Genomic DNA, 21,506 nt, shown 5'->3' on the forward strand with positions numbered 1-21,506 from the left:
ATCCTGGGGCCGCCCGGCCTGTCCCCCTTGCCTCAGCGCACTCGCAGCACGAACGCGCGGCTTGCCGGCGAGGTCAGCGACGTGCCGCTGAACCGCGCCGTCAGGCGCACCGAGGACTTCTGGCGCGGCAGGGTCACGGTGACCTTGCCGCCCTTGACGTTGCCCGACGCGAGCAGCTTCGAGCCCCGGTAGATCCGGACCTTCCCGGAGCTCTCGACGAAGCCCGGCGTACGGACCACGACGCGCACCTTGGCGCGCGTCCGCTCCGTGACCTTGCCGTTCAGCACCTTCGCCGACACGGTGGCCCTCGCCTTCGCGATCGCCACGTCGACCGAGGTGCGGCTCGGCTCATGAGCACGGTCACCGGCGTAGAAGACGGTCACCGCCGTGGTGCCCGGCCGCAGGGCCGTGCCCGGCACGTTGATCGTCGCCTTGCCGCTGCGCATGATCGCCGAGGCGATGATCCGACCTCCGGCCGTGGCGTAGACCAGGCCGCCGGCGTCGGGCGCGCCCGTCACCGCGATCGCGGTGAGCCTGCCGTAGGTGCCGCGTGCCGCCGTGGCGGTGATCGCCGAGTCGGCACGGACGTCGACCGTGACGGTGCCGGCCGAGTCGGCGTAGCGACCCTCACCCGCGAACGCGACGTCGAGCATGTGACGACCCGCCCGCAGCGAGCCCGCCGGAACCGTGACCGTGGCCCTGCCATCGGCGACCGCGGCCGTGCCGAGCACCTCGTCGCCCAGCGACACGGTGGCCCTGCCACGGGGCGAGCCCGTGCCCGAGGCGACCGTGACCGCGACGTCGAACGCCTCGTCTGCCCACACGACGGACGGCACCTTCGCCGTGGTCGTCGTGGCGACCTCGGCGGCCGCGCCGGGGTCGAAGCCGACGATCACGGGGTCGTGGTCGCTGGCCCGGAACGGCGTGGACGCGTCGAACAGGTTCGTCACGTTGTTGTTGAACCGGCTGTACTCGCGGCCGATCGACTCGGGCGCGTTGATGGTCCACACGTCGGCGCCGGTGACCCGCGCGAACGCGGCCGAGGAGGCGAACACGTGGTCGAGCGAGCCGTGCATGCCCTCGAACTGGTAGGTCTCCTCGTCGGTGAGGCGCTGGTCGACGTTCACGAAGCCGGCGTCCTCGATGATCGCCAGCGGGTCCTCCTTGGCGTAGGAGTTGAAGTCGCCGAGCAGGAACACCCGGTCGGTGTCGGTCTGGTCCTCCAGCGAGGACACGAAGTCGACGAGCGCCTCGGCCTGACCGACGCGAGCGCGGTTCGACGCACCCTGGCCGTCGCCCTGGTCGGCGTTCACGCCGTCGCCTGAGCCCTTCGACTTGAAGTGGTTGACGATCGCCAGGAAGTCCTGGCCGGCGTCGCCGTCGACCGGGCGGAACTCCTGCGCCAGCGGGGCGCGGGCGTTGGCGAACGCGGGCGAGTCGAGGATGACCGACGGCCCGACCGGCTCGACCACGTCGCGCTGGTAGATGAACGCGGTGCGGATGACGTCGCGACCCGAGGTCGGGATCGTCGACGGCGACAGGACCGCCGCCCAGCGCTGCGAGCCGGCGTCGGCGTTGAGCGCCGCGACGAGCGTCGTGAGGGCCTCGTCGCGATCGGCGCCGCCGAGCGATCCGGTGTCCTCGATCTCCTCGAGCGACAGCACGTCGGCGTCGAGCGTGTTGATCGCCCGGACGATCTTCGCCTGCTGGCGGGCGAGGCTCACGTCGTTGGCGGCACCGCGCGGACCGTTGTTCGTGCAGGTGTTCACGGTGATGCGGTTGCCGTCGCGGTCGGTGTAGAAGGTGCAGGTGCCGCGGCTCGAGGACACCCAGTCCTCACCGGTGGTGGTGAAGTAGTTCAGGACGTTGAACGAGGCCAGCTTGACCGCTCCGCCGACGTCCTTCGGTGCCGTCTCCCGGGTGCTCTGCGGCGCGATCGTGGCGGACTCGCCACCGGCCGCGAAGGGCTGCGTGGGCTGGAGCTTCCACGTGCTGTTGCGCCAGTCCATGACCAGCGGCTCGTCGATCGTGACCGACGCGCCCGTGCGGACCTCGTTGGTCGGCGTCAGCCACGGACCCGGGATCGCGCGGTTGGCGCCCGAGGTGAAGTTGATGCTCTTGCCGTCGTCGAGCGTGATCATGCGGGCCGCGTTCCGGGCCACGAGGGCGTCGTAGGCGGACGTGCGCGGACGGACCTCGTTGGTCGGCTGCGGCAGCACGGTGTCACCCGAGGCCAGGCCGATCTCGCCGAAGGTGTTCGTGCCGTAGTTGTTCGTGAGCGTGAACGTGCCCGCCGTGGCGTCGACGAGCATGCCCTCGAGGGCCTCACGCTGCGCCTCGGTCATGGGGAAGGTGACGGGGGTCGGCGTGACGGTGCCGGCGGTGGTGGCGTCCTGCCACGTCGCCGCGGTGATCTGGGTCAGGCCGTTGAACTCCGACACGGCGCCGGTGACGTCGATCGTGTCGCCGAGGTCGACCGACTGCGCGAACGCGGTGGACGAGCCGAAGACGAACAGTCCGTGCGACGCGGGACCGGGCGTGCCGCCGGTGCCGGGCGTCTGGAGGTACGCGCCGTTGAAGCCGCCCGACGCGTAGAGCGCCGTGACGACGCCGGTGGTGGTGACCGTCTGGCCGACGCGCGGGCTGGCCGCACCCGTGCCCTGGATCTGCGCGATCGTGACGGCCTCGGAGGGCTCGGGCTCCTCGGGCTCGGCGTCGCCGGGGCCGGCGCAGGTGGCGCCGCACGCCACGGGGGTGGGCGCCGCGGTGGTGAAGTCGGTGGAGTTCACGTCGGTGTCCGCGCCGGCTGCGCGGGTCACCGAGGCGGTCACCGTGTAGCCGTCGGCCTTCGCCGTGCCCTCGTAGGTGTTCGAGAGGCCGTAGCCGATGAGGTCGACCAGGGACGCGTTGGCACGGACGGTGGCCAGGTCTCCGGTGAGCGCGGTCTCGGACGAGACGAGCGCGATCGTGCCGCCGTTCGAGTTGCCCGAGAAGCCGGTCGTGCTGGCCACGTCGGGGGTGGGCAGCGCCGCGCCGTTGGCGGCGTTCGAGTTGCCGCTCACGAGCAGCGTTCCGCCGGGCTCGAGGTGGCGGTCGCCGAGGGGGATCACGGCGGAGAAGTTCGCGGTGCCGTTGTACGCGCGATACTGCACCGACCAGCCGTTGACGCTGATGTCCTCGTCCGTCGGGTTGTGGAGCTCGACGAACTTGTTGAGGTAGGTGGCCCCCGCGGAGCCGCCGTTCAGGTAGACCTCGTTGATCACGAGGCCGGAGCCGTCGGGAGCGGCGGTGGCCGCGGGCGGCACCGCGACGGCCGCACCGGCCGCCACGGCGAGCGCGGTCAGACCGCGAAGGACAGGACGAGACATCGGGATTCCCCTCGAGTGGTGCTGATGGAGTGAGCCGAGGCGGCCCGCGTGCGGACCGCCCCGGCTCAGGTCACTACTTGACGAACGTCTTCGCGGACGTCGTGGAGCCGTTCGCGACGGAACTGCCCTTGTAGAACACCCGCAGCGTCGCCTTGCCGCGCGGGAGCTTGGCCAGCTTCACGCGGGCCACGCCGTCCTTGACCGTGGCCTTGCCCACGACCTTGGTGCCGCGCTTGACCACGACCGTGCCGGTGGGCGTGAAGCCCTTGGCCGAGACGCGGGCCTTCAGGACCGCGCCCTTGGACTTGATCTTCGAGGCGACCACGGCGCGCACCGAGGTGTCGGCCTTGGTGACCTTCACGGTCGCCGTGGCGTCGGCCGGCTCGTACGAGGCGCTGCCGTTGAAGAACAGGCCGTAGGTGTACGAGCCCGGCTTGAGCGCCGTGCCGCCGAAGCGGAACGTGCCCTTGCCGTCGGACAGGAAGGCCGTGCCGACCTGCATGCCCAGCTGGTTCGCGACGTAGACGATGCCGCTGGTGCCGGGGGCGGCCGTCAGCGTGATGGTCGCGCCCGTGCCGTACGGCGTGGTCGAGCCCTGCGCGGTGAACGGCGTCTCGCCCTTGATGACCTCGACCGAGACGGTGGTCTCGGAGCCGGCCACCGTGCCGGAGCCCTGGTAGGCCGCGGTCAGCGTGCGCTGGCCGAGCCGCAGGTCGGAGGCCTGGACCTCGACCGTCCCGGAGCCGTCGGTCACGGTGCCGGTGCCGACCTCGGTGGCCCCGTCGCGGACGACGACCGTGCCGTCGAGGTCGCCCGCCGCCGCGGTGACGTCGACCGAGACGTCGAACGCCTCACCCTTCGTGACCTGGGCGGGAGCCGTGGCGGTGGTGGTGGAGGCGGCCTTCTCGACCGACAGCGGGATGGTGGCCACGGTGCCGCTCGGCGACGCCTCGGCGCGGATCGTGCCGCCCTCGATCGCGCCGGCGGGCACGGTGAAGGAGAACTGGCCGGAGGCGCCGTTGGTGACCGGCTGCGAGCCGAGGTCGAGCGTCTGGCCGTCGCCGTACTCCAGGGTGGCCTCGACCGACGTGTTCGCCGGGCTGCCCAGCGAGGTCAGGTTCAGCTTCGGCAGCGAGAACGTCGCCGTCTCGCCGACCTCGTAGGAGCTCGCGAGGCCCGACACGGCCACCGAGCGGCGGCCGAAGTCGGGGGTCACCGGGGACTTGGCGCCCAGGTACTCGATCCAGCCCTCGTAGTCGACGACACCGGTGTCGACGTAGGTGCCCTCGGCGAAGGCGCGGAAGTTGTCGCCGCCGGTGGCCAGGAACGACGGGACGATGACCTTGTAGGACTTCGCCGGGTCGAGCAGCTGGTCGTCGATCCAGACGCTGGTGATGCGGTCGCCCTCGGCGCGGGTCGCGTCGTACGTGTAGCGGACGTTGTCGGACACGCCCAGCTGCAGGTACGGGCGGCTCGGCACCGTGTTGTCGGGGTTGCGCTGCCACTGCTGCTCGAAGACCTTCTTCAGCGACTCGCCCGTGAGGGTGACCGTGAAGAGGTTGTTGGTGAACGGCAGCACGGCGTTGGCCTCGGCGAACGTCACCGAGCCGTCGGTGTTGTTCGGGCCGCCGGTGGTGGTGTTACCGGCGAAGAACAGCTCGTCGCGCAGGCCGCCGGGGTTGTTGATCGACAGGTCGGCCGGTGCGTTCGTCGCCTTGGACTGGGCGAGCATCGCGTCGGGCACGAGGTTGCCGATCGTGGACTCGCTCGCACGGTCGTCGCGACCGGTCTTGGGTGCGGCCGGGTTCGACGGCGTGTAGACGCCGCCGACGTAGCTGCCGCCGGTGTAGGCGGTGGTGATGTCGGCCGTGATGTCGGCGACCTTCTCGTTGCCGATCGTGGCGGCGTACGCGAGGGCGTTGTCGACGATGGTCTTGACCGCGGCGACGCGGGGCAGCTGCTCGTTCGCGGTGGCGACGCGCGGGACGTTCGCGACCGTGTGCGAGGCGACGTCGCCGGTGTCGGGATCGACCGACAGCGTGACCTTGCCGATGTTCTCGCCGTAGCTGCCCGTCTGGATGATCGGGCGGGTCTTGGCGGCCTGGCCGGGGATCGGGGCGTCCCACGCGTAGGCCTTGTGCGTGTGGCCGGTGAAGATCGCGTCCACCGAGGCGTCGGTGTTGTTCACGATGTCGGCGAAGGCGCCGCCGTGGGCGACCTCCTCGGCCAGGCTCGAGCCGTCGGGGGTGCCGGCGCCGGCGCCCTCGTGGAACGCCGCGACGATGACGTCGGGCCGGTCGACCTCCGGCAGCGCCTCCAGGCGGTCGACCTCGGTGTTGACGGCCTCGACCGGGTCGGTGAACGTCAGGGTCGAGATGCCCGAGGGCGTCACGAGCGACGGGGTCTCGTCGGTGACCGCACCGATGACGGCGACCTCGAGGCCGCCGACGGTGAAGGTGGCCGACGCGGGCAGTGCCGCGGCGCCGGTGGCCCGGAGCTTCACGTTCGCACCGAGGTACGGGAAGTCGGCCCGGTCGGTGACGCGGCCCACGAGGTCGTCGAAGCCGCGGTCGAACTCGTGGTTGCCCACGGACGAGACGTCGAGGTCGAGCGCGTTGAGGACGTCGATCGTCGGCTCGTCCTGCTGCGTCGAGGAGGCGAACGGCGAGGCGCCGATGCTGTCACCGACGGAGAGGAAGAGCGTGTTCGCCTCTCCCGCCGTCTGTCGGATCTGCTCCACCGTCGTCGCGAACTTCGTGGTGTTCGAGTCGATGCGGCCGTGGAAGTCGTTGATGTCGACGAGGGTGATGTCGACGGGGTCGGCCGCGGTGGCCGACGGGGCCACGACGATCGGTGCGCTCAGCAGCGCTCCGATCGCAACAGCCGAGAGGGAACGTCGGGACTTCAAGGTCTGTGTCCTTTGTCGCAGGGGAACCGGTTTGGCACACCGTAACCCTGAGAATCAGCCAAGAGACCGGACGGACCATGACATTTTGGTTAAGACGCGGCAAAAGGTCGGGGGCGCCTCGTGGGCGCCGCGGCGTCAGAGGGAGATGACCGCCCGGAGCCGGCACGGGCCCTCGGGCGCGGCGACGATCGGGTCCATCGTGAACGGCACGCTGGCGCCCGCCCGCACCCGGTCGAGCTCCACGACGCGCGCCGGTCCGGTCTGCTGCCCGATGAACGCCGTGACGCTGTAGTCGCGGGCCTGCTTGCCGGTGTTCTCGAGCGTGCCCTGCACCTTCCAGACGCCCTTGGCGTTCCGGCGGCAGACGTACGAGGTGATCGCCAGCGGATCGACCGTGCCCGAGGCCTCGGTGGCGACCTTCCCGGGGGTGGTGGAGGCCGAGCTCGCCGACGGGGTCGGGGCATCATCGCTCCCGCCGCAGCCGGCCAGGGCGAGGACGAGCACCACCGGGAGCCACGCACGCATGGGGCCATCCCATCACGCCTCCTCGAAGCGCTTGCGGAGGCTCACCCGGCGACCGTTACGATCGAAGGTGAGGAATCCATCATCTTTACCGGGAGGTCGCGTGACCATCGAACGCATCGGAGTCGTCGGAGGTGGCCTCATGGGCTCCGGCATCGCAGAGGTGAACGCGCGCGCCGGCATCTCGGTCGTCGTCGTCGAGGTCACCGAGGAGGCCGCAGCCGCCGCGCACGGCCGGATCGAGACCTCGCTGCAGCGTGCCGTCGACCGCGGCAAGCTCACCGAGCAGGACCGCGACGTGACCCTCGAGGCGATCAAGGTCACGACCGACCTCGACGATCTCGCCGACCGCCAGCTGGTGGTCGAGGCGGCGAGCGAGAAGGAGTCGATCAAGCTCGACCTCTTCACCCGCATCGGGAAGATCCTGCAGGACCCCGACGCGATCCTGGCCTCCAACACGTCGTCGATCCCCATCGTGAAGCTGGGCGCCGCGTCCGGCCGCGCCGACCGCGTCATGGGCGTGCACTTCTTCAACCCGGCGCCCGTCATGAAGCTCGTCGAGCTCATCCCGTCGCTGACGACCTCGGACAAGACGCTCGACCGCATGCGCTCCTACGTCTCGGAGACGCTCGGCAAGCAGCCCATCGACGCGACCGACCGCGCGGGCTTCATCGTCAACTCGCTCCTGGTGCCGTACCTGCTGTCGGCGATCCGGATGTACGAGGCCGGGTACGCCTCGGCGAAGGACATCGACAACGGCATGGTGCTGGGCTGTGGCCACCCGATGGGGCCGCTCGCGCTGAGCGACCTCATCGGGCTGGACACGATCAAGGCGATCGGCGAGTCGATGTACGAGGAGTTCAAGGAGCCCCTCTACTCGCCGCCGCCGCTGCTCGACCGCATGGTCGACGCGGGCCTGATGGGCAAGAAATCGGGCCAGGGCTTCTACCCCTACCCCTGACCCTCAGCCGGTGGTGCGCTTGCCGAGGCCCTGGTCGGGCAGCAGGCGCAGGAACAGGCCCTCGGCCTCGGCGCACACGACGTCGCCGTGGCGGATCTCGCCGCGGATGAACCACTTGCGGCCCTCGACCCGGTCGATCCACGCGATCGTCTCGAGCTCGGTGTCGATCGGGGTGAGGGCGCGGTAGTCGGTGTGGAGGTAGGCGGTGCGAGTGATGCCGCCCGCCGCGAGCGACGCGATGATGCCGAGCACCTCGTCGAACAGCAGGCTGACGGCTCCGCCGTGCACGGCCATCCCGCCGCCCATGAACCAACGGCCGAAGCGCACGGTCCCCTCGACGCGGTCGGTGGTGCGCGAGGTGACGTCCAGCTCAGGCAGCATCGCGTGGCCGCGCACGGGCAGCTCGGCGACGCGACCGTTCACCTGGTGCTGCTCGTCGGTGACCGACGGCTCGAGGCGCTCGCGCCACCGCGCGAGGTCGGCGGCGAGTCCGTCGATCGCCTCGCGGTCCATCGACATCGCGGCCAGCGCGTCCTGCACCGCGTGCAGGTTCCGCACCAGCTCGCCGTAGGCGCGGACGTCGTCCGCGGCGAAGTCGCCCCTGAACATCTCTTCCCAGCTCACCGGGCCGAGGCTACCCAGCGCGCCGGGTGACGCCCTCCACCGCTCCCCCGGCTCCCCCTCGCCACTTTTGGAACGGGATCAACGCCTCGGCCCGGAATCGAGGTTGATCCCGTTCCAAAAGTGGACGGGGGGTGGGCCGACGTGCTCGAGCCCACCGCTCGTCGGGAGGCGCCGACCGCTGGTCGCTCGCGACCGGGCTCGGGGTGCACGGCGCCACCGGGAGTCGACACAATGGCAGCGTGACGTGACCCACACGCACCGTTCGACCCCGCCGGAGGCCCCATGATCGTCCCGCTCACCCTGCGCGACTTCCTCGACCGCGCCCGCACCGTCTACCCCGACCGCGTCGCCGTGGTCGACGAGCCGAACCAGGTGGCGGACTCGTGGGGCGAGGTGACCTACGCCCAGCTGTACGCGAGGGCGCGCAGCCAGGCCGCGACGCTCGACGAGCTCGGCGTGCCGCAGGGCGCGCGGGTCGCAATGGTCTCGCACAACGCGGCGCGGCTGCTGGCCTCGTTCTACGGCGTGGCCAACTGGGGCCGCGTCTTCGTGCCGGTGAACTTCCGGCTGGCGCCGGCCGAGGTCCAGTACATCGTGGAGCACTGCGGCGCCGAGGTGGTCATGCTCGATCCCGAGCTGGAGCACCTCGCGGAGTCCTGCTCGTCGGCCAAGCACGTGTTCGTCCTGGGCCGCGACGACGACCGGATCTGGGCGTCGAAGGCCGAGCCGGCCGAGTGGGAGCCCGACGAGAACGCCACCGCCACGATCAACTACACCTCGGGCACGACCGCCCGGCCCAAGGGCGTGCAGCAGACCCACCGCGCCCGCTGGGTCAACGCCACCACCTTCGGCTGGCACGCCACGCTCACCGACCGCGACGTCTACCTGCACACGCTGCCGATGTTCCACTGCGACGGCTGGGGGCTGCTCTACTCGGCCACGGGCGTCGGCGCGAAGCAGGTCGTGATCCGCCAGATCGACGGCACCGAGATCCTGAGGCGCATCGAGGAGCACGGTGTCACGGTGCTGGCGTGCGCTCCCGCGGTGCTCAACGCCACGCTCGACGCGCTCGATGGCTGGACGGGCGACACGGGCCGCGACCGGGTGCGCTGCATCGTGGCCGGCGCTCCCCCGCCGACCCGCACCATCCAGCGGGTCCGCGAGGAGCTCGGCTGGGAGTTCATCCAGATCTACGGCCTCACCGAGACCTCGCCGCTGCTCACGATGAGCCGCATGCGCGAGGAGTGGGACGACCTCGAGGGCGAGGAGCAGGCGCGCCTGCTGGCCCGCGCCGGCGCCCCCACGATCGGCACGCGCGTGATGATCGACGACCAGGGCGAGATCCTCGTGCGCAGCAACACCGTGCTCGAGTCGTACTGGGAGAACCCGGAGGCCACCGAGGACGCGCTGGCGGGCGGCTGGTTCCACACCGGCGACGGCGGCGTCTACGAGGACGGCTACGTCACGATCGCCGACCGCAAGAAGGACGTCATCGTCTCCGGCGGCGAGAACGTGTCGTCGATCGAGGTCGAGGACGTGCTGGCCTCGCACCCGGCCGTGCGCGAGGTCGCGGTGATCGGCATCCCCGACGACAAGTGGGGCGAGCTCGTCCTGGCCCTCGTGGTGGTCGACGGCGACGTCACCGAGGACGACCTGCGCGCCCACGCGCGCGAGCGCCTCGCGGGCTACAAGGTGCCGAAGCGCGTCGAGTTCCGCGAGGAGCTGGCCCGCACCGCCACCGGCAAGCTGCAGAAGTTCAAGCTCCGCGAGGCCTACTGGGAGGGCCGCGACCGCCAGGTCAACTGATCTCGATACACGGGCTCCTTCCTCGCCCCGCTACTCGATCACCGGGTCGGTGATCGAGTAGCTCGCGACGGAGTCGCGGCGTATCGAGATCCTGCTCAGCCGGTGTTGCGCAGGCCGTTGGCGATGCCGTTGACGGTCTGGAGCAGCGCGGCGCGCATGTCCTCGTCGACGGCGTCGGGGTCCTCGCGGTAGCGGGCCAGCAGGTCGACCTGGGCGAACGAGATCGGCTGGAGGTACGCATCGCGGACCTCCAGCGTGCGGCGCAGGCCGGGTTGGTCGTCGAGCACGTGGCGCTCGCCGGTGACCCGCAGCACCTCCTCCACCGTGACCGCGTGCTCGGCGCGGATCCGGTCGAAGATCGGGCGCAGGTCGGCCGGCACGAGCGTGTTCACGTAGTGCCCGGCGACGTCGAGGTCGGTCTTCGCGAGCGTCATCTCCACGTTCGAGATGAACGTGCGGAAGAAGTGCCACTGGTCGAGCATGTCGGCCAGCACGTCGCCCTTCCCGGCGAGGCGCGCGGCGCGCAGGCCGCTGCCGACACCGAACCAGCCCGGCACGATCTGGCGACTCTGGGTCCAGCCGAACACCCAGGGGATCGCGCGCAGGCCGTCGATGCCGCCCCCGGTCTCGGGGCGGCGCGACGGGCGCGAGCCGATGTTGAGGTCGCCGAGCTGGTCGACGGGGGTCGAGGCGAGGAAGTACTCGAAGAGCCCCGGCGCGTCGATCAGGCGGCGGTAGGCGGCGTAGGCGGCGTCGCTGACCTGGGTCATCGTGTCGTCCCACTGCTGCATCGACTCGGCGGGCGTGCGGGCCTCCAGGTGCAGCGTGGACGCCTCCAGCACCGCCGCGAACGACAGCTCGAGGTTCTCGTGGCCGAGGCGCGGCAGCGAGTACTTGTCGCTGATGACCTCGCCCTGCTCGGTGAACTTGATGTCACCCGTGAGCACGCCGTACGGCTGGGCCAGGATCGCGTCGTAGGTGGGTCCGCCGCCACGGCCCACCGTGCCGCCGCGGCCGTGGAACAGCCGCAGGGTGACGCCGTGCTTCTGCGCCACGTCGCGCAGCGCCCGCTGCGCGCGGTGCAGCTCCCACTGCGAGGTAGTGATGCCGCCGGCCTTGTTGGAGTCGGAGTAGCCGAGCATGACCTCCTGGCGGTCGTCGCGCAGGCGCACCAACGAGCGGTAGTGGTCGTCCGACAGCAGCTCGTCGAGGACGTCGCCGGCCCGGCGGATCTCTTCGACCGTCTCCAGCAGCGGCACGAAGCCGAGGCGGGCGAACGGCGGCGTCTCCTCGCTGCCGACGAGGTCGACCAGCCCGGCCTGGCGCGCGAGCACGACCGGCGCGAGCAGGTCGTCACCGCTGACGGTCATCGAGACGATGTAGGACTCGATGACGTCCTCGCCGAAGGCCTCCTTCAGCTCGCGGACCGCGGCGAAGACGCCGTAGGTGCGCGCGCCCCACTCGTCGAGCGACGGCGGGTCGGCGGCCAGCGGCCGCAGCCGGCCGAGCTCGCGCGAGAGCAGGGCGAACCGCTCGTCGCGACTGAGGTCGGCGTAGGAGGTCTCCGACTCGTCGAGGCGGTCGAAGAGGAGCCCGAGCGCGTGGTGGTGCGCCTCGGCGTGCTCGCGGATGTCCATCGTGGCCAGGTGGAGGCCGACCGACGAGATGGCGCGGATCCCCCGCGCCAGCATCCGGTCGGCGATGAGCTCGCCGCCGTGCTCGCGCAGCGATGCGTCGACCACGGCCAGGTCGGCCAGCAGCTCGTCGCGGTTCGCGTAGTCGCGGCCCGGGACGTGAGGGGTGCCCTCGGCGACACGGGCCGCCGAGTTGGCGACCTTGAGCTTCACGCACGACAGCTTGAGCCGGTAGGGCTCGTGCGCGTTGACGTTCAGCAGCCGCGGGTCGAGGTCGGGCAGCGCCACGAGGTCGGCCTGCAGCGACTTGGTCAGCTCGGCACTGACCTCGACCAGCTCGTCGGACGACGACAGCTCGCGGATCAGCAGGTCGAGGTTGGTGTCGACGATGCGCGTGGCGATGCGGTTCTGCAGCTGCAGGATGCTGAGCGTGACCTCGGGCGTGACGTTCGGGTTGCCGTCGCGGTCACCGCCGATCCAGGTGCCGAACGACAGCGGCCGCCGGGCGGGGTCGAGCGCGATGCCGTGCTCGGCGAGCCGGTCCGCGAGGTCGGTGCCGATGTCGGGCAGCGCCTCCTCGAGGATCTGCTGGAGGAAGAACACGAGGTGGCGCGCCTCGTCGAGCGGCGTGGGGCGCGTGCGACGGACCGCGTCGGTCTGCCAGATGAGGTCGATCAGTTGCGCCAGGTCGCGGTCCTGCGCGGCGCGGCGGCGGGTGCCGGGCTCCGCGGAGTCGACGAGGATGTCGGCGATCCGGCGCAGCTTCGTCAGCACGGTGCGGCGGCTGACCTCGGTGGGGTGGGCGGTGAAGATCGCACGGACGTCGATCCGCTCCACGCCCTCGCGCAGCGCGTCGACGCCCTGCTCGGAGACGATGTCGTCGATCGCGCGGGCCAGCCAGCCCTGGTCGTCGGGGCGGGCCTCGATGCCGCGCACGCGGGCGACCTGCTCGGCCACGTTCGCGAGGTTGAAGTAGACGCTGAACGCCCGCACGAGCTTGCCCACGGTGGGGGCGTCGAGGTCGGCGAGCAGCGCACGGATCCGCGAGGCGGCCTCGTGGCGCTCGTCGGGGTCGTCGGACTCCTCGATGACCTTGCCCTGGGCGCGCACGAGCTCGACCTGGTCGAAGAGGTGCTGGCCCTCCAGGCGCCGCAGCGTCTGGCCCAGCAGGTCGCCGACGCGGCGCACGTCCGTGCGCAGCGACTCGTCCTTGGATCGGGCGATGGCATCGAACTCGGAGTCGGTCATGGAGCTCCCCTCGGCTGGCGAAAGTCGTGGGGCGCCGTTGCCCGCGACCAGCCTAGTCAGATCCGCGGCGGCGTGGGAGTGACGCGCGGCTCAGGGCGCGTGGTGCACGACGGCGTCGACGAGCTCGCGCCACGGGCCGTCGACCTGGCGCTCGGGCAGGGTGGCCTCGCGGTCGTTGGCCTGCAGCTCGTAGACGAAGCCGTCGGGGTAGCCGTCGCCGGGAGTGGCGTCCCACGGGCACGCCTCGACGAGCGGCCACCAGGCCTGCGCCTCGTCCTCGGACGTGGCCTCGACCTCCCACTGCCGGCGCAGCCCGGCGAAGCCGCCGGTGCGGGTCACCCGGACGACGAGGAGGGGCTGGTCGATTCCGTCCATACCCCCACAGACTGCCACGCGGAGCGCACCACGTCAGCAGCGTCGTGGTTCTCGGCGACCGCCACCGTGGCCCGGGCGAACTGCTCGAACGTGGCGCGCGGGGACAGGTCGCCGAGCAGGGTCTCGTACCAGATCCGGCCGGCGACCTCCCAGGCGTTGCCACCGAGCCCGGTGGCGACGAGGTGGAACGCCTTGTTGGGGATCCCGGAGTTGAGGTGCACGCCGCCGCTGTCCTGCGTGGTCTCGACGAAGTCGTCCATGTGGGCCGGCTGCGGGTCCTTGCCCAGGACGTCGTCGTCGTAGGCGGTGCCCGGCGCGCTCATCGACCGCAGGGCCCGGCCCTGGACCGCCTCGGTGAACAGGCCCTCGCCGATGAGCCATGACGCCTCGGCGGCGCTCTGCCCGGCGGCATGCTGCTCGACCAGGGCGCCGAAGACGTCGGCGACGGACTCGTTGAGCGCCCCGGACTGGTCGCGGTAGACCAGCCCGGCCGTGTACTCGACCACCCCGTGCGCCAGCTCGTGGCCGATCACCGAGAGGGAGGCCGTGAAGCGCCCGAAGATCTCACCGTCGCCGTCGCCGAAGACCATCTGGGAGCCGTCCCAGAAGGCGTTGTCGTAGGCGACGCCGTAGTGCACGGTGCCCGCCAGCGTGAGCCCGGCGTCGTCGATCGACTGACGCCCGTAGACCGAGCGCAGCAGCCCGTCGGTGGCTCCGAAGCCGTCGTAGGCCTCGTCGACGGCGACGTCGCCCGTGGGCGGATCACCTTCGGAGCGGACCACGCGCCCCGGCAGCTCGGTGCGGTTCTCGGCATCGCTCACCCGGCGCCGCAGGGGCGTCTCGGCCGCCGGCGGGCGCGCCGACGGGTGCCTGTGGCCGCCGTGCCCGGGCCGCTCGGACAGCGCGTGCTGGGCCGCGCGGGCGGCCGTGGCGTAGCGGTCGTCCTCGAGTGAGGCGATCTGACGGAGCAGGTAGGGCGGGACGATCCCCCGAATCGTTTCCATGCCCCGACCGTAGGGCCAGGCACCGACATCGCGCGCGGCGACGACTGCCACGTGAGACGAGGCGCGCCATCCGGCCACCGGAAGTAGCCGTTCGGTCGTCCCGACGACGCCGGCTCGCCGGTTAGCGTGCCGTCATGCCCTCCTGGACCCTGCGCGACCGCGGTCGCGACCTGGCCGTGCACGAGGACGCCGACCACACCGTGACGCTTACCGTCGACGGCACCGAGGTGGGATCCAGGACGCTCGGCACCCTCGACGATGTGAAGTTCGACCTGCCCGGCGACGGCGACCCCACCGAGCACGTGAAGATCGAGAACGGACTGAAGCGCCTGCGCGCCGTCACCCTCGTGGAGCAGCGCGACCTGAGTCCCGTCCGGGTGCCGTTCGTCCCACCGCCCGACACTCGCGCCCGCCGGCTGTACGAGCTGAAGGAGTCCCACCCGAAGCTCTACGCGGCACGGCACGTGGTGTTCACGCTGGTCGGCTTCCTGGGCATCGGCGCGGCCGTGTCGGCGATCCTCGGCCGGCTGCTACCCGCCGTGGACTGGTCGTGGCTGCCCGACATCGACCTGCCGGACATCGATCCGCCGGACTGGCTCCGGTACCTCAATCCGTTCTACTGGCTGCGGCGGATCACCCCGGACTGGGACCTGGGCTGGTTCGCCGACCTGCCGTGGGGCATCATCGTCCCGCTCGTCGTGGCCAGCGGCATCGCGTGGGGCGAGTACGAGAAGCACCGCGCCCGCAAGGAGCGCGAGGAGCGCACCGACGACGAGTGAGGGGCGGCCTCGGCGTCGACTGACGTCGAGTGGCGCAAACCGGGGTCGCGAGTGGCGCAAGAACGCCCGCCACTCGGCGAGTGGCGGGCGATTCTGCGCCACTCGGCGAACCGGGGCGGACGGCGAGGGGATTGGGTCAGGGCTGGCGGCGCCAGATGGTGACCTGACGGCCGCCGTAGAGCGCGGGCAGGTTCTGCGGCGTGCGCGCCTGCACCAGCTCGGCCTGCAGCTCGGCGACCTTCGCCTGCAGTGCCGCCACCTGGTTCTCCAGGGCGATGACGCGCTTGACGCCCTCGAGGCCCAGGCCCTCGGCGGTCAGGTGCGCGACCATCCGGAGCAGCTCGACGTCGCGCAGCGAGTAGCGGCGGCCCCCGCCGGAGGTGCGACCGGCCTCGACCAGGCCCATCCGGTCGTACGTGCGCAGGGTCTGCGGGTGCAGTCCCGACAGCTCGGCGGCGACGCTGATCACGAAGACCTTCGCCTCCGGGCCCGGGGGGACGAACTCGTTCATCAGGCGCTCCCCGTTCTCGCGGCGCGGAACGCCTCCACCGCGGCCCGTTCCTCGGGCGACGGCTCGTGGGGCACCTGCACCTCGACCGTGATCAGCAGGTCGCCGCGCGACCCGTCGCGCCGCGTGCCGCCCTTGCCGCGCGCGCGGAACGTACGGCCGTTGGGCGTGCCCGGCGGCACCTTGAGCTTGACCGACGGACCGTCGATCGTGGGCGCGCTGACCTCGCCACCGAGCACCGCGTCGTCGAACGGCAGCGGCACGGTGACCGTGAGGTCGTCGCCCTTGCGCCCGAAGCGCTCGTCACCCTCGACGTGCACCAGCAGGAACAGGTCGCCCGCGGGAGCTCCGGTGTCGCCCTTCGCGCCCTTGCCGCGGATCTTGATCCGCTGGCCGTCCTTGACGCCGGCCGGCACCTTGACGTTGATGGTGCGGCTCGACGGCGCGCGGCCGGTCCCCGTGCAGACCTCGCACGGGTGCTCGACGATCAGCCCGCGACCTCGGCACTGCGCGCAGGGCTCGGTCATCGCGAAGACGCCGCCCGAGGCACTGGTCTGCATGCCGCTGCCCTGGCAGTTGCCGCACACCTTCGGGACGGTGCCGGGCTTCGCGCCCGTGCCGTGGCACATCGTGCACGGCTCGTCGCTGGTCAGTCGCAGCGGGAGCGTGACGCCCTCGACGGCCTGCCGAAAGGTGATCGTCGCCTCGGTCTCGAGGTCGTCACCACGGCGCGGCTGGGGCGCGCGGCGGCGACCGCCGCGGGCGTTGCCGCCGAAGATGCCGCCGAGGATGTCGCTGAGGTCGAAGTCGACCCCGCCGTTGGGGTACGAGCCGCCGCCACCGCCGGGCGGGAACCCGCCCTTGAACTGGCCGAACAGCGAGCGCTGCTCGTCGTACTGCTTGCGCTTCTCGGCGTTGCCGACCACCCCGTAGGCCTCGGAGATCGCCTTGAAGCGCTCCTCGGCCTGGGTGTTGCCGGGGTTGGAGTCGGGGTGGTTGTCCCGCGCCAGCTTGCGGTACGCCTTCTTGATCTCGTCGGCCGAGGCATCCTTCTTGACGCCCAGGACCGCGTAGAAGTCCTTCGTCGCCCAGTCAGTCGGTGCGCTCATTCACCCCTCCTCCCTCTCGTGTTCCTTCGTGATCTCGATACGCCGCTCGCTGCGCTCACGAGCTACTCGATCACCGGACGGCCCGCCCGGCGAGCGGCGTATCGAGATCATGCTTCAGTCCTGCGTGGTCGGCTGCTCGGTGGCCTCGGCGGCGGCACCGGGGTCGACGACGCCGACCACGGCCGGCCGCAGGACGCGGTCGCCGACGCGGTAGCCGGTGCGCATCACCTGCGCGATGCTCTGCACCGCCACGTTCGGGTCCTCGCCCGCGTGGAAGACGGCCTCGTGCAGGTTCGGGTCGAACGGCTCGCCGGCCTCGCCGAACGAGACCAGGTCGAACTTGCCCACCGTGGCGCGCAGCTGGTCGGCCACGGCCTTGAAGCCGCCGGTCAGCTCACCGTGCTCCTCGGCGCGGCCGAGGTCGTCGAGCACCGTCAGCAGCTCCGTGAGGACCTTCTGCTTGCCCGTCTCGACCGCGCGGACGCGATCGTCCTCGACCCGTCGCTTGTAGTTGATGAACTCCGCCTGCTTGCGCTGGAGGTCGTTCGTCAGCTCGGCGACCTTCGCCTCGAGCTCGGCGACCGGGTCGGGAGCGACCTCCTCCTCGGAGGCCTGCTCCTGCTCCGCGCCGGCGGCGGGCGCCTCCCCCTCGGGGGAGGTCGCCTCGTCGTCGAACGGCTTCTCGGTCACTTCTGCTCACCCTCGTCGTCGACGATCTCGGCCTCGACGACGTCGTCGTCATCGGCCGGGGCGTCGCCGGTCGGGGCCGCGCCCTCGGCGCCGGCCTCGGCCGCGGCGGCGGCGTACATCGCCTCGCCCATCTTCGAGCTGGACGTGCCGAGCTTCGTGACGGCCGCCTGGATGGCGTCGGTGTCGTCGCCCTCGAGGGCCGACTTCAGCGCGTCGACGTCGCCCTGGACCTCGGTCTTGACGTCGTCGCCGACCTTGTCGCCGTTCTCGGCCAGGAACTTCTCGGTCGAGTGGACGAGCGTCTCGGCCTGGTTGCGGACCTCGACGGACTCGCGGCGCTTGCGGTCCTCCTCGGCGTACTGCTCGGCGTCCTTGACCATCTTGTCGATGTCGTCCTTCGACAGCGCGGAGCCGCCGGTGATCGTCATCGACTGCTCCTTGCCGGTGCCGCGGTCCTTCGCCGAGACGTTCACGATGCCGTTGGCGTCGATGTCGAACGTGACCTCGATCTGCGGGACGCCGCGGGGCGCCGGCGGCAGGCCGGTGAGCTCGAACGTGGCCAGCAGCTGGTTGCCGGCGGCCATCTCGCGCTCGCCCTGGTAGACCTGGATCGCCACGGAGGGCTGGTTGTCGTCGGCCGTCGTGAAGACCTCGGAGCGCTTGGTCGGGATCGTCGTGTTGCGCTCGATGAGCTTCGTCATGACGCCGCCCTTCGTCTCGATGCCCAGCGACAGCGGGGTCACGTCGAGCAGCAGGACGTCCTTGACCTCACCCTTCAGCACGCCGGCCTGCAGGCTGGCGCCGATGGCGACGACCTCGTCGGGGTTGACGCCCTTGTTGGGCTCCTGTCCACCGGTGAGGCTCTTCACGAGCTCGGAGACCGCGGGCATGCGGGTGGAGCCGCCCACCAGCACGACGTGGTCGATCTCCTTGACGGTGACGCCCGCGTCACGGATGACGTTGTTGAACGGCGCCTTCGTGCGCTCGAGCAGGTCGGCGGTGATCTTCTCGAACTCGGCGCGGGTCAGCGTCTCGTCGAGGAAGACGGGGTTGCCGTCGACGACCGTGATGTAGGGCAGGTTGATCGACGTCGAGGACGAGCTGGAGAGCTCGATCTTCGCGCGCTCGGCGGCCTCGCGGATGCGGGGCATCGCCATCTTGTCCTTGGTCAGGTCGACGCCGGTGGACGCCTTGAACTTGTTGACCAGCCAGTCGACGACCGCGTTGTCCCAGTCGTCGCCGCCGAGGTGGTTGTCACCGCTGGTGGCCTTGACCTCGATGACGCCGTCGCCGATCTCGAGCAGGGACACGTCGAACGTGCCGCCGCCGAGGTCGAACACCAGGATCGTCTGGTCGTCGCCCTTGTCGAGGCCGTAGGCCAGCGCGGCCGCGGTGGGCTCGTTGATGATGCGGCTGACGTTGAGGCCCGCGATCTCGCCGGCCTCCTTGGTGGCCTGGCGCTGGTGGTCGTTGAAGTACGCCGGCACGGTGATGACCGCGTCGGTGACCGGCTCGCCCAGGTAGGCCTCGGCGTCGCGCTTGAGCTTCTGCAGCACGAACGCGCTGATTTGCTGGGGGTTGAACTTCTTGTCGTCGATCTCCACCGACCAGTCCGTGCCCATGTGGCGCTTGACCGAGCGGATGGTGCGGTCGACGTTGGTGACGCCCTGACGCTTGGCGACCTCGCCGGTCAGGACCTCACCGTCCTTCGCGAACGCGACGACGGACGGGGTGGTGCGAGCGCCTTCGGCGTTCGCGATGACGGTGGGCTCTCCACCTTCGAGCACGGCCACGACGGAGTTCGTCGTGCCGAGGTCGATGCCGACTGCACGGGCCATGGTTCCTCCTGGGGATCGCAGTGTCTCTGCTTGAGATCTGTGCCTTGAAAACTGTGGGTCAAAAGACTTGAGTCATACGTTATCAACTTCGATCAAGGCCGTTCCATTCCCCCTCCCGCCATCGATCTGCAGGACCAGACCCTGGTCTGACGACGCGCGTCCGGGGCGCCCCTAGGCTCGGGCCCATGGAGGACAGCCGGATCGCACCCGCGGGGCCGTGGCGCCTGGGCCCGCGCGCGACGCGGCTCTTCGACCTCGCCCTCGCCTCGGCGCTGGTGCTGCCGTCCTTCCCGTTCGCCGTGCTGGCGGGGCAGTCGCTGTGGGCGCTGACGCTCTCGCTGCTGCAGACCGTGCCACTGTTCTGGCGCCGGCGGCACTCCGCGCTCGTGTTCGGGCTCGTCGCCGCGGCCAGCGTGCTGCAGGCCGCGACCTACGACATCCCGACGTGGGGACAGGTGGCGTTTCCCGCCGCGCTGTACGCCCTCGCGCGGTACAGCTCGGGCCGGGCGGCCCTCGTGGGCCTCGGCGTGGGCATCTGTGGAGCGGCCGCCGCCTCCTGGGTGTGGACCTCCTCGTCGATCGCCGCGTACCCGCCGGGCCTCGAGTACGTCGACTACGACATCGGCCTCGACGACCTGTCGCCCTACTTCTTCAGCATCGCCGCGATCGTCCTGGCCGCGTGGGCGCTCGGCAGCCAGGCACGGATCCGGCGGGCCTATGAGGCGAGCCTGGTGGAGCGTGGGCGGCAGCTGGCGCTTGAGGCCGAGCAGCGCGCGGTGCTGGCCGCCGCCGAGGAGCGCACCCGGATCGCCCGCGAGATGCACGACGTCGTCGCGCACGGCCTCTCCGTGGTGATCGTGCAGGCCGACGGCGCGCGCTACGCGGCGGCGAAGGACCCGCAGGTCGCGGTCGAGACGCTCGGCGCCGTCGCGTCGGTCGGCCGCGACGCGCTCACCGAGATGAGGCGGCTGCTCGGCCTCCTGCGTGGCACCGAGGACCCCGCGCTCACGCCGCAGCCCCGGCTCGAGGACATCCCCTCGCTCGTCACGGCGGACGACCGCGTCCAGCTCGACCTCCCCGACCCCGTCCCGTCGGTCCCGGCCGGCGTCGCGCTGACCGCCTACCGCCTCGTGCAGGAGTCCCTCACCAACGTCCGGAAGCACGCAGGCCCGCAGGCGCGTGCGGTGGTGCGCCTCGCGGCGAGCGACGACGCCCTGGACATCGAGGTCGTCGACGACGGCCGCGGCTCCTCCGCCGACGGCTCCGGCGGCCTCGGCCTGCTGGGCATGCGCGAGCGGGTGGAGGTCCACGACGGCACGCTCGAGGTCGGGCCCGCGCCCGGCGGCGGATGGGCCGTGCGTGCGAGGATCCCCACGTGATCCGGGTGGCGCTCGTCGACGACCAGCAGATGGTGCGCGCCGGGTTCCGCATGCTCGTGGAGAGCCAGGACGACCTCACGGTGGTGGGTGAGGCCGGCGACGGCGAGGAGGCGCTGCGGCTGCTCGCCGAGGTGGAGGCCGACGTCGTCCTGATGGACGTGCGCATGCCCCGCCTCGACGGCGTGGAGGCCACGCGCCGGATCGCGCCCGGTGACGACGGCCCCCGCGTCATCGTGCTGACCACCTTCGACCTCGACGAGTACGCGTTCGCCGCGCTGCGCGCCGGCGCCTCGGCCTTCCTGCTGAAGGACGCCGCTCCCCCGGACCTGCTCGCGGCGATCCGCGCCGTGCACGCCGGCGACGCCGTGGTCGCCCCGTCGACCACTCGGCGACTGCTCGACCACTTCCTCGCGGCACCGTCCGCCCCACGGGCCTCGGCCGCCGCCGACCGGCGCCTGTCCGGCGTCACGGAGCGCGAGCGCGAGGTCCTCGGCCTGATCGCCCGCGGCCTGAGCAACCCCGAGATCGCCACGACGCTCGTCGTCTCGGAAGCCACGGTCAAGACGCACGTGAGCCGACTGCTCGCGAAGACCGGGTCGCGCGACCGCGTGCACCTCGTGCTGCTGGCATTCGAGGCCGGCCTCGTCGGCTGACCGTGCGGGGCTTCCCGCCCCGCGTCATACCGTGGGCGGACGCCGAAGATCCGCCCGTGAGGCGACGCCCCGGGCCCCGGCCCGGAAATAGCGTCGAGGC

Annotated in this window: 16 protein-coding genes; 5 read left to right on the forward strand and 11 right to left on the reverse strand. The window is 71.3% G+C overall.

The window, feature by feature from the left end; all coding sequences use genetic code 11:
- Positions 1-32 precede the first annotated feature (32 nt).
- The 3 genes from B2363_RS11585 to B2363_RS11595 all read right to left on the reverse strand — a co-directional run bounded on the left by B2363_RS11585 (position 33) and on the right by B2363_RS11595 (position 6,801).
- The gene (locus B2363_RS11585; RefSeq protein WP_286930354.1) at positions 33-3,368 is read right to left on the reverse strand and encodes an ExeM/NucH family extracellular endonuclease; all 3,336 of its coding nucleotides are present in this window, start codon (positions 3,366-3,368) and stop codon (positions 33-35) included.
- Positions 3,369-3,441: 73 nt separating this feature from the next.
- Positions 3,442-6,276, reverse strand: a complete 2,835-nt coding sequence (locus B2363_RS11590; protein ID WP_286930356.1) for a 5'-nucleotidase C-terminal domain-containing protein — start codon at positions 6,274-6,276, stop codon at positions 3,442-3,444.
- 135 nt (positions 6,277-6,411) lie between these two features.
- The gene (locus tag B2363_RS11595; RefSeq protein ID WP_286930358.1) at positions 6,412-6,801 is read right to left on the reverse strand and encodes a hypothetical protein; all 390 of its coding nucleotides are present in this window, start codon (positions 6,799-6,801) and stop codon (positions 6,412-6,414) included.
- Positions 6,802-6,907: 106 nt separating this feature from the next.
- Between B2363_RS11595 and B2363_RS11600 the strand changes: the two genes are divergently transcribed.
- Positions 6,908-7,759 carry a 3-hydroxybutyryl-CoA dehydrogenase gene (locus B2363_RS11600; RefSeq protein WP_286931526.1) on the forward strand — a complete coding sequence of 284 codons (852 nt, stop codon included), beginning with the start codon at positions 6,908-6,910 and terminating at the stop codon, positions 7,757-7,759.
- A gap of 3 nt (positions 7,760-7,762) precedes the next feature.
- On the opposite strand, the gene B2363_RS11605 is transcribed toward B2363_RS11600, so the two are convergent.
- Positions 7,763-8,383, reverse strand: coding sequence for a PaaI family thioesterase (locus B2363_RS11605; RefSeq protein WP_286930360.1), 621 nt, complete (start codon positions 8,381-8,383; stop codon positions 7,763-7,765).
- A gap of 282 nt (positions 8,384-8,665) precedes the next feature.
- Here B2363_RS11605 and B2363_RS11610 point away from each other — a divergent pair, with 282 nt between their 5' ends.
- Entirely contained in the window at positions 8,666-10,189 is a 1,524-nt protein-coding gene (locus B2363_RS11610; RefSeq protein WP_286930362.1) for an AMP-binding protein, read from the forward strand.
- A gap of 95 nt (positions 10,190-10,284) precedes the next feature.
- Here the strand turns inward: B2363_RS11610 and ppc are convergent, their stop codons facing one another.
- From ppc to B2363_RS11625, 3 genes are all read right to left on the reverse strand, one after another.
- Positions 10,285-13,071, reverse strand: coding sequence for a phosphoenolpyruvate carboxylase (ppc, locus tag B2363_RS11615; RefSeq protein WP_286930364.1), 2,787 nt, complete (start codon positions 13,069-13,071; stop codon positions 10,285-10,287).
- A 90-nt stretch (positions 13,072-13,161) separates the two neighbouring features.
- Complete coding sequence (locus B2363_RS11620) at positions 13,162-13,446, reverse strand: protealysin inhibitor emfourin (protein WP_286930367.1); 285 nt, start codon at positions 13,444-13,446, stop codon at positions 13,162-13,164.
- Positions 13,407-14,450: a M4 family metallopeptidase gene (locus tag B2363_RS11625; RefSeq protein ID WP_286930369.1), complete on the reverse strand. Its 1,044-nt coding sequence runs from the start codon at positions 14,448-14,450 to the stop codon at positions 13,407-13,409. The genes B2363_RS11620 and B2363_RS11625 overlap by 40 nt, the downstream gene beginning before the upstream one ends.
- A gap of 134 nt (positions 14,451-14,584) precedes the next feature.
- Between B2363_RS11625 and B2363_RS11630 the strand changes: the two genes are divergently transcribed.
- A complete protein-coding gene (locus B2363_RS11630; protein WP_286930371.1) occupies positions 14,585-15,229 on the forward strand; it encodes a hypothetical protein in 645 nt (214 codons plus the stop codon).
- A gap of 136 nt (positions 15,230-15,365) precedes the next feature.
- Here the strand turns inward: B2363_RS11630 and B2363_RS11635 are convergent, their stop codons facing one another.
- The 4 genes from B2363_RS11635 to dnaK all read right to left on the reverse strand — a co-directional run bounded on the left by B2363_RS11635 (position 15,366) and on the right by dnaK (position 19,374).
- Entirely contained in the window at positions 15,366-15,740 is a 375-nt protein-coding gene (locus tag B2363_RS11635) for a heat shock protein transcriptional repressor HspR (protein ID WP_286930374.1), read from the reverse strand.
- Positions 15,740-16,846 (reverse strand): molecular chaperone DnaJ, encoded by a 1,107-nt coding sequence (dnaJ, locus tag B2363_RS11640; RefSeq protein WP_286930376.1) that lies wholly within the window; start codon positions 16,844-16,846, stop codon positions 15,740-15,742. The genes B2363_RS11635 and dnaJ overlap by 1 nt, the downstream gene beginning before the upstream one ends.
- Before the next feature lie 114 nt (positions 16,847-16,960).
- The gene (locus B2363_RS11645) at positions 16,961-17,536 is read right to left on the reverse strand and encodes a nucleotide exchange factor GrpE (protein WP_286930378.1); all 576 of its coding nucleotides are present in this window, start codon (positions 17,534-17,536) and stop codon (positions 16,961-16,963) included.
- A complete protein-coding gene (dnaK, locus tag B2363_RS11650; RefSeq protein WP_286930380.1) occupies positions 17,533-19,374 on the reverse strand; it encodes a molecular chaperone DnaK in 1,842 nt (613 codons plus the stop codon). Before dnaK ends, B2363_RS11645 begins: the two co-directional genes overlap by 4 nt.
- A gap of 185 nt (positions 19,375-19,559) precedes the next feature.
- Between dnaK and B2363_RS11655 the strand changes: the two genes are divergently transcribed.
- Both B2363_RS11655 and B2363_RS11660 read left to right on the forward strand, forming a co-directional pair.
- A complete protein-coding gene (locus B2363_RS11655) occupies positions 19,560-20,753 on the forward strand; it encodes a histidine kinase (protein ID WP_286930382.1) in 1,194 nt (397 codons plus the stop codon).
- Positions 20,723-21,406: a response regulator gene (locus B2363_RS11660; protein WP_286930384.1), complete on the forward strand. Its 684-nt coding sequence runs from the start codon at positions 20,723-20,725 to the stop codon at positions 21,404-21,406. Before B2363_RS11655 ends, B2363_RS11660 begins: the two co-directional genes overlap by 31 nt.
- The last annotated feature ends 100 nt before the right edge of the window (positions 21,407-21,506 follow it).

Source organism: Aeromicrobium sp. UBA7512 (assembly GCF_002476985.1).
Lineage (GTDB): Bacteria > Actinomycetota > Actinomycetes > Propionibacteriales > Nocardioidaceae > Aeromicrobium > Aeromicrobium phoceense.

Coding starts and splice junctions, on each gene's coding strand:
- B2363_RS11635 (WP_286930374.1), bottom strand. CDS start 15,740: ATGAACGAGTTCGTCCCCCCGGGCCCGGAGGCGAAGGTCTTCGTGATC.
- B2363_RS11585 (WP_286930354.1), bottom strand. CDS start 3,368: ATGTCTCGTCCTGTCCTTCGCGGTCTGACCGCGCTCGCCGTGGCGGCC.
- dnaJ (WP_286930376.1), bottom strand. CDS start 16,846: ATGAGCGCACCGACTGACTGGGCGACGAAGGACTTCTACGCGGTCCTG.
- B2363_RS11630 (WP_286930371.1), top strand. CDS start 14,585: ATGCCCTCCTGGACCCTGCGCGACCGCGGTCGCGACCTGGCCGTGCAC.
- B2363_RS11610 (WP_286930362.1), top strand. CDS start 8,666: ATGATCGTCCCGCTCACCCTGCGCGACTTCCTCGACCGCGCCCGCACC.
- B2363_RS11625 (WP_286930369.1), bottom strand. CDS start 14,450: ATGGAAACGATTCGGGGGATCGTCCCGCCCTACCTGCTCCGTCAGATC.
- dnaK (WP_286930380.1), bottom strand. CDS start 19,374: ATGGCCCGTGCAGTCGGCATCGACCTCGGCACGACGAACTCCGTCGTG.
- B2363_RS11595 (WP_286930358.1), bottom strand. CDS start 6,801: ATGCGTGCGTGGCTCCCGGTGGTGCTCGTCCTCGCCCTGGCCGGCTGC.
- B2363_RS11660 (WP_286930384.1), top strand. CDS start 20,723: ATGGGCCGTGCGTGCGAGGATCCCCACGTGATCCGGGTGGCGCTCGTC.
- B2363_RS11620 (WP_286930367.1), bottom strand. CDS start 13,446: ATGGACGGAATCGACCAGCCCCTCCTCGTCGTCCGGGTGACCCGCACC.
- B2363_RS11655 (WP_286930382.1), top strand. CDS start 19,560: ATGGAGGACAGCCGGATCGCACCCGCGGGGCCGTGGCGCCTGGGCCCG.
- ppc (WP_286930364.1), bottom strand. CDS start 13,071: ATGACCGACTCCGAGTTCGATGCCATCGCCCGATCCAAGGACGAGTCG.